We start from the raw sequence: 12,649 nt of genomic DNA on the forward strand, positions 1-12,649 counted from the left end.
GGCAAACCCATAGGAAAACGGGTTCGCTAGAAGCTAGCAGCCAGAAGCTAGAAGCGATTCGGCTCGCTAGAAGCGATTTCCTCATGAGCAATAAGTTCTACATCACGACCCCGATCTACTATGTCAATGCGCGTCCGCATATCGGACACGCCTACACGACCATTGCCTGCGACACCATCGCGCGCCGCCACCGCATGCTTGGCGACGACACCTGGTTCCTCACCGGCACCGATGAGCATGGACAAAAAATCGAGCGCGCTGCGCAAGCCGCCGGCAAAACTCCACAACAGTTCGCCGACGAAGTCTCCGATTCCTTCCGCACCAGTTGGGAGCGTCTCGGCCTTTCTTACGACGATTTCATTCGCACGACATCCGATCGCCACAAGCAGGGTGTCCAGGCCCTGTGGCGCAAAATTCGCGACAACGGATACATCTACAAAGGCACATACACCGGCCAATACTGCGTCTATGACGAACTTTACGTCGACGCCGTCGGCCCCGGCGCTCCCTGCCCCGATTGCGGACGCCCCACCGAAACCGTCCACGAAGAGAATTACTACTTCAAGCTTTCCGCCTTCACGGACAAATTGATCCAGCTCTACACCGAGCATCCTGACTTCATCCGCCCCGAAACGCGCCGCAACGAAGTCATGTCGTTTGTGAAGGGCGGACTGCGCGATCTCTCGATCAGCCGCAGCACGTTCTCGTGGGGTATCCCGGTACCCGACGATCCCAAGCACGTGGTCTATGTCTGGCTCGACGCGCTCGCCAACTACATCACCGCGCTCGGGTACGGGCAGGCCGATACTTCCAAGTACGAGAAATTCTGGCCCGGCGTGCACATGATCGGCAAAGAGATCGTGCGCTTTCACTGTGTGTACTGGCCGGCATTCCTGATGGCCGCGGGCCTTCCCTTGCCGAAAGGGATCGTCGCCCACGGCTGGTTGCTGTTTGAAGAAAACAAGATGTCGAAGTCGCGCGGCAATATCGTGCGCACCGAAACCATTGTCGACGTTCTCGGTATCGATGCGCTGCGTTATTTCCTGCTGCGCGAAATTGTCTTCGGACAGGACGGCTCCTTCAGCTTCGACGCGCTCGTTCAGCGGTACAACGCCGATCTCGCCAACGGTCTCGGCAACCTGGCCAGCCGCACGCTGACCATGATCAGCCGTTACTTCAAGGGCGAAGTTCCCTACCCGTCGCAGACTGGACGCAAGCCTGCCGACGACGCCGTCGCTGAAGCCGCTCGCAAGACGATCGCGGAATTCGGCAGCCTCTTCGATCAGTATCAATTTTCGCGCGCACTCGAAGTGGCCTGGGGATTGGTCGCAGCCGTCGACAAGTACATCGTCGAAAACGAGCCCTGGTCTCTCGGCGAGAAACAGGACGAAGAAAGCCGCGCCCGTCTGGCGACCGTCCTTTATACGAGTGCCGAAGCCTTGCGCATCGTCACTGCACTCGCTTATCCCGTGATTCCGACCGCGGCCGCAAAGATCTGGACTCAGCTCGGCCTCGGAGACATTGCGAAGTTCGACCTATCCACCCTGCAATGGGGACAACTTCACCTGGGCACCAAGCTCGGCGAAATACAGGCCGTGTTCCCGCGCGCCGACAAATCCGCGGTAGAGAGGATGCACAAAATGGAAGAACAGAAAGACAGTGTGGGGACAGGTCTTGCACCTGCCCAGCCGAGCGAAGCTCGGCAAGCGTCGGCGGCCACAGCAACTCCGCCCCCGGCCGTACCTGCGAAACCCGCTCCCGCAATTCCCGAGGGCAAAATCAGCATCGACGATTTTGCCAAGGTCGAGTTGCGCGTCGCCCTGGTGAAAACCGCCGAGCGCGTCAAAGGCGCCGACAAGCTCCTGCGCATCGAAGTCGACCTCGGCACCGAAGTCCGCCAACTCGTAGCCGGAATCGCCGAAGCCTACGAACCCGAAGCTCTCATCGGCAGAAAAGTCGTCATCGTTGCCAACCTCGCTCCACGCAAACTCCGCGGACTCGAATCCAACGGCATGATCGTCGCCGCGTCTCCCGAAGGCGGTAAGCCAGTGCTGGCCAGCTTTCTGGAGGACGTCCCGATTGGCACGAGGCTGAAGTAGGGTTTACTAATCACTATCCACTGATTGCTGATGTTCATCGATTCGCACGCCCATCTCGAAGGCAAACGCTACGATTCTGATCGCGACGAAGTGCTTGCCCGTGCGAAAGCGAACGGCATCGAAACCTACCTCGCGATCGGCAACGGCGAAGGCCCTGACACCGCCGACTGCGGAATCCGTCTCGCCGAGCAATATTCCGGCAAGCCGGAATACCCGGAAATATGGGCGAGCATCGGCATTCATCCACATGAAGCGCATCTTGCCAACGATGCCGCCTACGCCCGTTTGAATGAATGGGCGCGCCATCCCAAGGTAATCGCGTGGGGCGAAATCGGACTCGATTACTTTTACGACCACTCGCCGCGTGACATTCAAAAAGCCGTCTTCCTGCAGCAGATAGAACTGGCCCGCGCGGCGAAGCTCCCGATCATCATCCATTGCCGCCCCTCCGACAACAGCGAAAATGCCTGGGACGACTGCCTTTCCCTGATCTCCGAACACTGGGCTCCCACCGGCCTCGGCGGGATTCTCCACTGCTTCACGGGAACGGTCGAGCACGCGCGCCGCGGACTCGACCTCGGCTTCCTGATTTCCTTTGCCGGGAACATTACCTTCCCCAAAGCGCAAAACATCCGCAACGCCGCTCAGATTGTCCCGCTGGACCGCATCCTGATCGAAACCGATTCGCCCTACCTCGCCCCCATCCCGCACCGTGGAAAGCGCAACGAACCGGCATTCGTGAAAGAAGTCGCCCGCCAGATTGGCGAACTCCGAACCCTCTCCCCCGAAGAAGTCGGCTCGCAAACCACCGAGAATTTCTACAAATTTTTCAAACTCCGCGAAAAATTTGAAAAACACACACCCCGAGCTTGATCTGCCCAGACCCTGAATCTTCTGATACCCTCAAGAGTCAAATAGTGGGGCGCCAAAAAACAGCTACGAGCGTCGAGCCACGAGCTGCGATCGACTTGATTTTGACGTTTGCTCGCAGCCCGTAGCTCGCAGCAATTTCGTCCCGCTCGACAATTTATATACAGTAGAGAGCCATGCCCGATAACACTTTCGATATCGCAAGCAAAATCGACATGCAGGAAGTTTCCAACGCCATCCAGCAGGCGATGAAGGAAATCACTACCCGCTTCGATCTCAAGGACTCAAAGTCCAGCATCGAACTCGAAGGCAAGGACGCCATCATCCTGCACTCTGCCGACGAGTACAAACTGAAGCACGTCAACGATGTCTTCCAGCAGAAGCTCGTCAAACGCAATGTCTCGCTCAAGGGTCTGACCTACGGCCCCGTCGAGCCCGCCGCCGGCAGTACCGCGAAACAGAAGATCACCATGCAGCAAGGCATCCCGATCGAAAAAGCGCGCGAGATCGTCAAGCTGATCAAGGAATCGAAGAAAAAAGTGCAAGCATCCATCCAGGGAGACGTAGTGCGCGTCAGCGGCAAAGACCGCGATTCCCTGCAAGAAATCATTGCCATGATGCGGCAGCACGATTTCGGAATTGATATGCAGTTTACGAATCACCGTACGAATTAGGGCAATTCACCGCCGAGACACAGAGAAAACCGAATTCTAATTTTGCATTCCTCTGTGACTCTGTGCCTCTGTGGTGCAAAAGAAGTTACAAGTGAGCGCAACCACCGTCATTAACGGAAAAGAAATCTTCGACCTGCTCCGGGACGACCTCGTCGCCATTGAAGACGAATTTGGCCGCGACACCGTTTCCAACGTCGCCGCCATCACCGAGATCGGCGAATACCTTCGCGCCGGCGGCGGCAAACGCATCCGTCCCGCACTCCTGCTACTTTCCGCCAAGCTCCTGAACTACAAAGGCAACGGCGCAGTGAAGATGGCCTCGGTGGTTGAGATCATTCACACCGCCACGCTCGTCCACGACGACATCATCGACGAAGCCCAGATCCGCCGCGGACGTCCCGCCGCCAATACGCAGTGGGGCAATTCGAAGTGCGTACTCGCCGGCGATTGGCTCTACATGCAGGCTTTTAAAATCGCCGTGCAGGAGCGCAACTTCCGCATCCTCGACGTCCTCATCGAACTCACGCAGCAGATGGTCGAAGGCGAACTGCTGCAGATGGAAAAGCTCGGCAAGATGATCTCGCTGCAAGAGCATCTCGACCTGATCTATCGCAAGACAGCGTGCCTGTTTTCCGTTTGCATGCGCGCTGGTGGAATCCTCGGCGGCGCGACTGCCGAACAGGAAGAGCGCCTCGGACAATATGGACGCGACCTCGGCCTAGCTTTCCAGATCGTCGACGACGTGCTCGATCTCACTGCCTCCGAGAGTGTCCTCGGCAAGCCAGTCGCCAGTGACCTGCGCGAAGGCAAGGCGACCATGGCCATCATCCACGCGCTCGAACGCTGCACGCCCGCCGAACGCCGTCAGATCGAGACCGTCATGCTCGACCGCGCCTTCAACGGAGTCACGCACGCCGACATATTGGCCATTCTGCACCGCTATGGATCATTGGACTTCGCTTCGAAAGAAGCGGCCCGTTATGCCGAGTCCGCGCGCAACGCCATCTGCGCCTTCCCGGACTCTGAAATCAAACGCGCGTTGCTCTGGGCACCGGAATTCGTAGTCGCCAGAGAGAAATAGCAGCCTTTTGGGCCAATCGACAATCCAATGGCTTGCCACGAATCAAACGGCTTGGAGTTGTGAGCGACACCTGACAGCCAATAGCTAAGTGCATTTCCAAGAGCACACTGAATGGACGATCTCCTCCCACTTCTCTCTCGTCACGGCTACCTGATCCTGGGAGCGTTCTGCTTTGCGGAAGCGATCGGACTGCCATTGCCCGCCGCGCTCGCCATCCTGACTGCCGGCGCCGTCTCGGCCTATGGCAAATTAAACATCTATTCTGTGATCGGCCTCGGGTGCGTCTCGATGCTGGTTGGTGATTTGATTCTCTACTTCACTGGACGCTTCAGCGGATGGGCTTTGCTCGGCCTGCTCTGCCGCCTGTCGGCCAATCCTGAAACTTGCATCCTCCGTTCCGCTGAATATTTTTATAAGCGCGGCAAGCAGACTCTGCTCTTCGCCAAGTTCATTCCCGGCATCAACACCATGTCGCCCCCACTTGCCGGCAGCATGAAAATGCGGCTGGGCCAGTTCCTGCAATTCGACGCACTCGGAGCGCTCTTCTACGTCGGAGCGTATTCCCTGGCCGGTTACATTTTCAGCGATTTCCTGCGCGCCATCACCCGTGGAGTCCGCTCCGCCGGGTCAGCCGCGGAAGTTGTTCTCGGCGTCGGTCTCGCCGCCTACGTCGTCTACCGCATTTGGATGTACCGAAAATACCGCATGCTCGACATGGTTCCGCGCGTGCCCGTGGAAGAACTCGCCCGCCGCCTGGCATCCGCCGAAGCGCCCAATGTCATCGTCGCCGACGTCCGCAGCCATGGATACTACGACGCCGCTTCCGAACGTATCGCCGGATCGGTTCGCCTCGAACCCAACAATCTGGAGGAAGAGATCAAGAATCTCCCGCTCGACCGGGAAATTTATCTCTACTGTACTTGACAGCGCGAAGCCACGAGCGCCCGGGTGGCGCACCTACTCCAAGGACACGGCTTCAAAGCGTTTGTCATCACCGGTGGACTCCGCGCCTGGCGCAACGCTGGTCAACCCGTTGAACCCGTCCCTCATGACGACCTCATCAAACTCCCAATGTTTGAGTGACAAGAAATCACAATCCATTTGACATTCCCTTCGTGCACCTTCGTGGAACCTTCGCGTCCTTCGTGGTAAAGCCCTTTGCAGCCCGCTCCAGAATCGACACGCTGTGATCGCCTTCCTTGGCACACCGTGCCCAGGATGCTATCTTCAAACCATGGGCCGATCACCAAGCTTTTGCGGCGTGATACTGGCGGCGGGAGAATCTTCCCGCATGGGTCGCGATAAGGCTCTACTACCCTGGCCTGCCGACTCCTCCAATCCCCATGAGACATTTTTGTCCTCCTCGATCCGGCTCTTCGCTCCCCACGTTGACCTCGTTTTAGTCGTCGCCGGAAAGAACGAGCCTGAATTGGCGCCCATCGTCTACGCGCGTGGCGCATCTGTCGTCGTCAACCCCGATCCTTCGCGGGGGCAATTCAGTTCCCTGCAGGCTGGCCTCCATGAAGTTCTGAATCGCGGACGCGACGCCGCCATGATTACGCTCGTGGACCGTCCCCCTGTGCAACCTGCAACCCTTCAGTTCCTGATCGATGAATTCGAACGCATCCTCGCCCACTCGATCTGGGCCGTCGTCCCCGAATTCCAGGGCAAGCATGGACATCCAATTCTTGTTGGACGCGAAATGATCGAAGCCTTTCTGCGCGCTCCCGCCACGGCCAGCGCCCGCGAAATCATGCACGCGCATCAAGACCGCATCGCATACGTTCCGGTCGACGATCCTTTCGCTGCCGCAAATATCGATACGCCTGAGCAGTACGCAGCCTTGCCCGCCCCCACCACCTAGCACCCCTGCGCGCGTGTTTTTTGTTCAGAACTCAGTTAAGTAACGCTCTCGTAACCAAGTTTCTCTAAAATAGATCAGTGCTTCTTATAGAACTGTTATCCCGACACCGAGCTTGCCGAGGGGGAGGGATCTGCAGTTGGTAGCGGAATTGCGCCGCAAAGCGTCACAACCTGGAAAGGATTTTCAGCAGCCTCATCTTCATGACAAATCTCAAACCCGCACAGTCCACATTCATCGCGAGCGTTCTCCAACTCAAGCCCAAAGTCGCGGCCTTCGATTGCGATGGTACCCTCTGGTCCGGCGATGCCGGCGAAAGCTTCTTCCGCTGGTCGATGGAGCGAGGCATGGTGTCGGAAGACATCGCCAGCTGGGCACGTGCGCGTCACGCCGACTACAAGGAAGGTCTGGTGGACGAGGACATCATGTGCGGCGAGATGTGCACGATGTACCGCGGGCTGCGCGAAGAAGCACTCCAGAACGCGACCGACGAATTTTTCGAGATTGGAATTGCCCCAGGCATTTTTCCCGAAATGCGCGAACTCGTTCTGCGCCTGCGCGCCGCCGGGACCGATGTGTGGGCCGTGTCTTCCTCCAACCACTGGATCATCCGTTCCGCCATGCGCGGATTCGGGATTCCTTCAGACCGGATTCTCGCCGCCGAAGCCATCGTCAAGGATGGAGTGATCAAAGACGACCTCGTCCGCGTTCCCAGCGGCCCTGGCAAGCCGGACGCCCTTCGCGAAGTTCTGCCATCGCCGCCGGATTGCGCCTTCGGCAATTCCGTCTGGGATCGCGAAATGCTGGAAATGGTGGAGCACCCCTTCGCGATCAACCCGAACGCCAGACTGCAGGAGATCGCCGAAGGGAAATCCTGGCCGATCTACCAGCCAAATCACAAGTAGGCCCTTACGATTGCTTTTGGGTGGCGCAGCGGATCACTCCCTCTCGGAGGGATCTACAATTTTTCCCAGCAGCACCCGCAACGTATCGATTGCCAGATGACTCGCATGCTCCGACGCCTGCGGCAGACCGCCCACCGCATTCACCAACTCGTCTCGCCGAAGCTCACGCCCTTCCTCGATCGTTCGTCCGCGCACTAACTCCGTGACCGCCGAGCCGCACGCCATCGCCGCGACACATCCCTTGGCGCGAAAGCGAATATCTAAAATCCGTCCGTCCAGCACCTTGATCGTAAGTCTGAGGACGTCTCCGCATGCCGGATTGCCCAGCTCCGCCGCAGCATCGGGCGATTCGACATCGCCGGCGTTTCGCGGATTCTGAAAATGGTCCAGCAGCTCTGGCGAGTACACTGTCGCGATTGTAATGCCGACTAGGCAATTTTCTTCCCCTACAATGGTTCCATGCCCGCCTCGCCCGGACCGCAGCGCATCGCCTGTCTGCAACCAAGCGCGACCGTTATCCTCGCCCTCCTCGGAGAGCTCGACCGCGTCGTCGCCTGCACCAAATACTGCGCCGACGTCGTCTTCGAAGTGCGTCACAGCGAACGGCGAATCATCGCCGACTCCTGGACTTCCAAGGCCGACGAGATTCTCGCCGCCGCACCCGACCTCGTCATCGCAGCGGTCCCCTACCAGCAGGCTGCTGTCGCCGAAATCCTCAAAGCTGGCGGTCGATTTCTGGGATTAGCTCCAACTACCCTCGCTGATATCTACATGGACATCGCCGTGATCGCAGGCGTTGTGAATGCTGGCGAGCGCGGCGCTCAACTCATCGCGGAAATGCAGATGGCCATCGAAGGGGTTCGCAGTCGCGCAGCCAGCTTGCCGCGGAAGCGCGTCTACTGCGAGGAATGGGGCAAGCCTTTGATCACTTCGCAACCATGGGTCGCGGAACTGATCGCAGCCGCCGGCGGCGAATTCGTGGGCGAACCGGGCAAGCAATTACTCCCTGAATCCGTGCTGGAAGAAGATCCGGAGGTAGTTATCGCCGCCTGGTGTGGCGCTGGCGCGCGGGTCCCGCTCGAGAAGATCATCCGCGATCGAGGCTGGGCAATCACCCGTGCCGCGCGCACTGCGCAGGTCTATTGCATTTCCGACGAACTCCTGAACACGCCCGCTCCGACCTTGATTCAGGGTCTGCATGCAATGGCTGCAGCAATTCACCCGGAAACTTTCGCCACCGCGCCGGGGTTACGGTCGATTCTGGAAGCGGCACCTGCAATTTCTTCCGCCGATCAACCGGTGGCGTAGGATAGAAGGATGTCCTCGACCTCCCACGCGCCCAAAATCGCGGAAGTGCGCCAGGATATCGATCGCCTGAAGTCTAGCGCGCCCACCGCCGACCAATTGATGGAAGGGATCACGCGTCTTCTCCACGAAAAAATGTTGAAGTACAACTGGGTGGGCTTCTATCTGCTGGAGCACGCGGATGATTCGCCGATGCTAGTGTTGGGACATTTTCAAGGCGCCATGACCCCGCACACCCGGATTCCGCTGAACCAGGGAATTTGCGGAGCAGCCGCCTCGTCCGGAAAAACCGTAGTGATCGATGACGTCAGCAGCGATTCCCGCTATCTCGCCTGTTCACTCGAAACCAAATCCGAGATTGTCGTCCCAGTTTTCGTGCACGGAAAAGTGGCGGGAGAACTGGATATTGACAGTCATTTTCCCGCAGCCTTCGGCAAAGAAGATCGTGAGCTAGTCGAATACTGCGCCGAGTTGGTCGGCCAGCGCCTCGAACAAAAGTAAGTCAGACACGGAACGTAAAGTCGGCGGATGAAAATCCGTCACAACATCCCTCTTGCCCTGCGTTGGCTCGCAGCTCGAAGCCCGTAGCCCAGTTGATTCCTATGAAACGCGTAGTTGCCGCCCTCATCCTGAAAGACGACAAGATCCTGGCCTGCCAGCGGACTCGTCACCAGGTCATGCCCCTGAAGTGGGAATTCCCTGGAGGCAAGATCGAAGAGGGAGAACAACCGCGCGATGCCATGCGCCGCGAACTGGAAGAAGAACTGGGAATTGAGGCTACTGTCGGCGACGAAGTTGCCCGCCTTGTTCACGAATATCCGGGTGGTGGATCGGTCGAGCTTCGTTTCTATGTCGTACGCAGCTACAAAGGCGAACTCGAAAACCGTATCTTCCGCGAGATCCGCTGGGTCGATCGCAGCGAACTCACCGCCCTCGATTTTCTGGAAGCCGACCTGAGCCTGGTAAGAGATCTAGCCGCTGGCAAACTCGTATAGACGATTGTTCTTATCCCGCCCCGCCCCGCAGCGTATTCCAAACCAACACCATCGTCATCGCGATCATGATGACCGTCGTCCCCCATGCGATAACGTTAAACGTCCGCGTATTGACCTGCTCTTCCATGATTTCTTTATTGTTGATGAGCAGCAGCATGAAGATGAGCACAAAGGGCAGTACGCCGCCATTCACCACTTGCGACAGCACCGAGATTTTCACCAGCGGCAATCCTGGGATCAGAATCACCGCGCCGCCCGCGACGATGAGGCCTGTATACAACCAGTAGAAAGCCGGCGCCTCGGAAAATTTCATGCCGACCCCCGACTCAAATCCCAATCCCTCGCAAACCGTGTACGCCGTCGAAAGTGGAAGGATGGACGCCGCAAAGAGCGACGCGTTGAAAAGTCCCAGGGCAAACAGGATGGAAGCATATTGTCCCGCCAGCGGACGCAGAGCCGCTGCCGCATCGGCTGCGTCTCGAATATTGCGAATGCCGTGCACGTAAAGCGTAGCCGCGCAGGCCACAACGATGAACCATGCCACCACGTCCGTAAAAATACAGCCCACGATGACATCCAGTTGTGACGCCTTGTATTGCCGCTTCGTGATGCCCTTCTCCACCACCGATGCTTGCAGATAGAACTGCATCCAGGGAGCGATCGTCGTCCCTACCAATCCGATCACGAGGTAGAGATACGATTCCTGCTTGAACGCCGCCAGGTGCGGAGGCGTCACCGTAGCCGTAATCGCTTCCAGCCATGCCGGTTTCGCCAACACGCCGGCAAAAATGTAGGTGAGATAAAAGAAACTCGCGGCTAGAAAAACTTTTTCAACCGATTTGTACTGCCCCTTGACCACGATCAGCCATACGATCACCGCGCAGATCGGAACTGAAATATAGCGGGAGACGCCGAACAGTTCCATGCTGGCCGCGATGCCCGCGAATTCCGTGACTACGTTTCCAAAATTGCAGATCAGAATTCCGATCATCATCAGAAACGTAATCCGCAACCCATATTCCTCGCGGATCAGGTCGCTCAGTCCCTTGCCGGTAACGGCTCCCATGCGCGCGCACATTTCCTGCACCACGATCAGGGCGATCGTGATGGGAATCATCGTCCAGAGCAACGTGTGGCCGTACTGCGCACCGGCCTGCGAATACGTCAGGATGCCGCCGGCATCGTTGTCGACATTCGCGGTAATAAACCCCGGTCCTACCACCGAAAAAAACAGCAGGATCTGGATCTTCCAACGTTTCAGAAATCGCATGCGCGCAGTTCACAGGGATCAAGTTCACGTTACCGACCGTTCAGCATAAACGCAGCAAGCCTTTTCTGAATAGATGAAATCCATAATTATGAGAAAAACTGTCACGTAGAGACGCGGCTTGCCGCGTCTCCGTGGCCCGCGCCTGAAAGATGAGGTACAAGACGGCCCATGTCAGCCAATGTACACCGGATAGAACCCTACGATCTGTCATCCCGCGCGAAGCGAGGGATCTGCAGTCAGCTGCCAAATGCATATCCCTCGCTTCGCTCGGGATGACAGTTGAGATGTGCAGCATGAATAGCGGCGAGGACCGCCTGCCGCGCAGGCATCGGTTACAGCTTGGCGCGCAGCATGTTAATGACGTCGTCGGGCGTGATCACGCCGACCAGGCGGCTATGACTATCTACAACCGGCAGCGTCAGCAGGTTGTACTTGTCAAACAATTCCGCGAATTCCTTTTCCTTGGCGTCGGCCTTCGAATAGATCAGCGGCTCTTGATGCAGCGCCAGCAGCGGAGTCTCCAGCTTTGCCAGCGCAATTTTTGCGAGCGGCACGGTTCCGATCAAGGTTCCGTGCGAGTCGATGAGAAACACGGTGCTCATGCTCTCCATGCGGCCGTCGAAGCTGCGCATGGCCTCGATCGCTTCATGAGCAGTAGCTCCGGCCGCCAATGCAATGTATTCCGTAGTCATACGGCCAGCCGCCGTATGTTCTCCAAATTCGAGGAGGTCGGTAACTTCCTGGCGCTCCTCGGGCTGCATCTGCACCAGGATTTCTTCTGTGCGATCGTCCGACAGATCGGCCAGCAAGTCGGCGGCCGCGTCCGGCTCCATTTCCTCGACGATGTCAGCCGCGCGATCTGAATCGAGAGACTCCACCACCGACTTCTGGAATTTTGGCTCCAGTTCTTCCAGCGCGCCCGCCGCTACTTCTTCGTCCAGCGTCTCGAACACGGCCTCCCGCTCGTTCGGAGCCAGTTCTTCGACAATGTCCGCGATGTCCGCCGGATGCAGCTTGGCCAGGCGGTCATGAGAGATTTTCAGTTTCACCCGGCGGGCCGGATCCGTTTCGATCAGGTCCACGAATTCCCAGGGGATCTCCCGCGGCGGGATACGCAGCAACAACACGCGCAGGGCCGCGTACGGAATGACGCCTTTCAGCAGGCGCCGAATTGCCCCGCGCGCGCCCACATCGACCCCTTCAATCTTCAGGACGAGCTTGTTCTGCGCCGTCTCCTGGTAGAAATCGACGTCATTCACGCGCACCACTTTGCGCCCGTGAACATCGATTACTTGCTGATCGAGCAGATCGCGGCTCAGCAGGAATTGTCCCTCCGCACCCGTCCAGGGATGCCAGTCCGCCAGTAGCGTGGACGAGCGAACGACTCCGTTGATCATGGAAATCGAACCGCACGGCAGCGTGTGGCTTCCCGAACGGGTTTTCACGATCAGCGCGGAAACGCGAGAGCGATCTTCCTGCGGCAGCAATGCGGCTTCGCGCACCCGTCCCACGGTGTTGCCGCTGCAGTCATGCACCGTCAAGCCCAACAATTCGCTCAGGGACAAAGTGCTCATCCCCTTGAGCATACT

The 12,649-nt window shown here is 58.0% G+C and carries 13 protein-coding genes; 10 read left to right on the top strand and 3 right to left on the bottom strand.

Features of this window, described 5'->3' with window-relative positions:
- Positions 1–83 precede the first annotated feature (83 nt).
- From metG to HY010_00160, 7 genes are all read left to right on the top strand, one after another.
- On the top strand, positions 84–2,099 hold the full coding sequence (gene metG, locus HY010_00130) for a methionine--tRNA ligase (protein ID MBI3474112.1): 2,016 nt from the start codon (positions 84–86) through the stop codon (positions 2,097–2,099).
- A 30-nt stretch (positions 2,100–2,129) separates the two neighbouring features.
- Complete coding sequence (locus HY010_00135; GenBank protein ID MBI3474113.1) at positions 2,130–2,972, top strand: TatD family hydrolase; 843 nt, start codon at positions 2,130–2,132, stop codon at positions 2,970–2,972.
- Between the two features lie 173 nt (positions 2,973–3,145).
- Positions 3,146–3,643 carry a YajQ family cyclic di-GMP-binding protein gene (locus HY010_00140; GenBank protein MBI3474114.1) on the top strand — a complete coding sequence of 166 codons (498 nt, stop codon included), beginning with the start codon at positions 3,146–3,148 and terminating at the stop codon, positions 3,641–3,643.
- A 91-nt stretch (positions 3,644–3,734) separates the two neighbouring features.
- Positions 3,735–4,724: a polyprenyl synthetase family protein gene (locus tag HY010_00145; GenBank protein MBI3474115.1), complete on the top strand. Its 990-nt coding sequence runs from the start codon at positions 3,735–3,737 to the stop codon at positions 4,722–4,724.
- Between the two features lie 111 nt (positions 4,725–4,835).
- Complete coding sequence (locus HY010_00150) at positions 4,836–5,648, top strand: VTT domain-containing protein (protein ID MBI3474116.1); 813 nt, start codon at positions 4,836–4,838, stop codon at positions 5,646–5,648.
- A gap of 367 nt (positions 5,649–6,015) precedes the next feature.
- Complete coding sequence (locus tag HY010_00155) at positions 6,016–6,588, top strand: nucleotidyltransferase family protein (GenBank protein ID MBI3474117.1); 573 nt, start codon at positions 6,016–6,018, stop codon at positions 6,586–6,588.
- Positions 6,589–6,788: 200 nt separating this feature from the next.
- Entirely contained in the window at positions 6,789–7,490 is a 702-nt protein-coding gene (locus HY010_00160; protein ID MBI3474118.1) for an HAD-IB family phosphatase, read from the top strand.
- 33 nt (positions 7,491–7,523) lie between these two features.
- On the opposite strand, the gene HY010_00165 is transcribed toward HY010_00160, so the two are convergent.
- A complete protein-coding gene (locus HY010_00165; GenBank protein ID MBI3474119.1) occupies positions 7,524–7,898 on the bottom strand; it encodes an iron-sulfur cluster assembly scaffold protein in 375 nt (124 codons plus the stop codon).
- 51 nt (positions 7,899–7,949) lie between these two features.
- Here HY010_00165 and HY010_00170 point away from each other — a divergent pair, with 51 nt between their 5' ends.
- The 3 genes from HY010_00170 (at position 7,950) to HY010_00180 (ending at position 9,790) form a co-directional block, all read left to right on the top strand.
- Positions 7,950–8,798, top strand: coding sequence for an ABC transporter substrate-binding protein (locus tag HY010_00170; GenBank protein ID MBI3474120.1), 849 nt, complete (start codon positions 7,950–7,952; stop codon positions 8,796–8,798).
- 9 nt (positions 8,799–8,807) lie between these two features.
- Complete coding sequence (locus HY010_00175; protein MBI3474121.1) at positions 8,808–9,296, top strand: GAF domain-containing protein; 489 nt, start codon at positions 8,808–8,810, stop codon at positions 9,294–9,296.
- Positions 9,297–9,397: 101 nt separating this feature from the next.
- A complete protein-coding gene (locus HY010_00180) occupies positions 9,398–9,790 on the top strand; it encodes a (deoxy)nucleoside triphosphate pyrophosphohydrolase (GenBank protein MBI3474122.1) in 393 nt (130 codons plus the stop codon).
- A gap of 10 nt (positions 9,791–9,800) precedes the next feature.
- Here HY010_00180 and HY010_00185 read toward each other — a convergent pair whose 3' ends face one another.
- Both HY010_00185 and HY010_00190 read right to left on the bottom strand, forming a co-directional pair.
- Positions 9,801–11,060: a divalent metal cation transporter gene (locus tag HY010_00185; GenBank protein ID MBI3474123.1), complete on the bottom strand. Its 1,260-nt coding sequence runs from the start codon at positions 11,058–11,060 to the stop codon at positions 9,801–9,803.
- A 332-nt stretch (positions 11,061–11,392) separates the two neighbouring features.
- A complete protein-coding gene (locus HY010_00190) occupies positions 11,393–12,634 on the bottom strand; it encodes a magnesium transporter (protein ID MBI3474124.1) in 1,242 nt (413 codons plus the stop codon).
- Positions 12,635–12,649 lie beyond the last annotated feature (15 nt).

It is taken from the genome of Acidobacteriota bacterium (assembly GCA_016196065.1).
In the GTDB taxonomy this organism is placed as follows: Bacteria; Acidobacteriota; Terriglobia; order Terriglobales; family Acidobacteriaceae; genus Acidiflorens.

Bases quoted from the DNA above. Each gene is read 5' to 3' on its own strand.
- metG (MBI3474112.1), top strand. From the start codon at position 84: ATGAGCAATAAGTTCTACATCACGACCCCGATCTACTATGTCAATGCG.
- HY010_00135 (MBI3474113.1), top strand. From the start codon at position 2,130: ATGTTCATCGATTCGCACGCCCATCTCGAAGGCAAACGCTACGATTCT.
- HY010_00140 (MBI3474114.1), top strand. From the start codon at position 3,146: ATGCCCGATAACACTTTCGATATCGCAAGCAAAATCGACATGCAGGAA.
- HY010_00150 (MBI3474116.1), top strand. From the start codon at position 4,836: ATGGACGATCTCCTCCCACTTCTCTCTCGTCACGGCTACCTGATCCTG.
- HY010_00155 (MBI3474117.1), top strand. From the start codon at position 6,016: ATGGGTCGCGATAAGGCTCTACTACCCTGGCCTGCCGACTCCTCCAAT.
- HY010_00160 (MBI3474118.1), top strand. From the start codon at position 6,789: ATGACAAATCTCAAACCCGCACAGTCCACATTCATCGCGAGCGTTCTC.
- HY010_00170 (MBI3474120.1), top strand. From the start codon at position 7,950: ATGCCCGCCTCGCCCGGACCGCAGCGCATCGCCTGTCTGCAACCAAGC.
- HY010_00175 (MBI3474121.1), top strand. From the start codon at position 8,808: ATGTCCTCGACCTCCCACGCGCCCAAAATCGCGGAAGTGCGCCAGGAT.
- HY010_00180 (MBI3474122.1), top strand. From the start codon at position 9,398: ATGAAACGCGTAGTTGCCGCCCTCATCCTGAAAGACGACAAGATCCTG.
- HY010_00185 (MBI3474123.1), bottom strand. From the start codon at position 11,060: ATGCGATTTCTGAAACGTTGGAAGATCCAGATCCTGCTGTTTTTTTCG.
- HY010_00190 (MBI3474124.1), bottom strand. From the start codon at position 12,634: ATGAGCACTTTGTCCCTGAGCGAATTGTTGGGCTTGACGGTGCATGAC.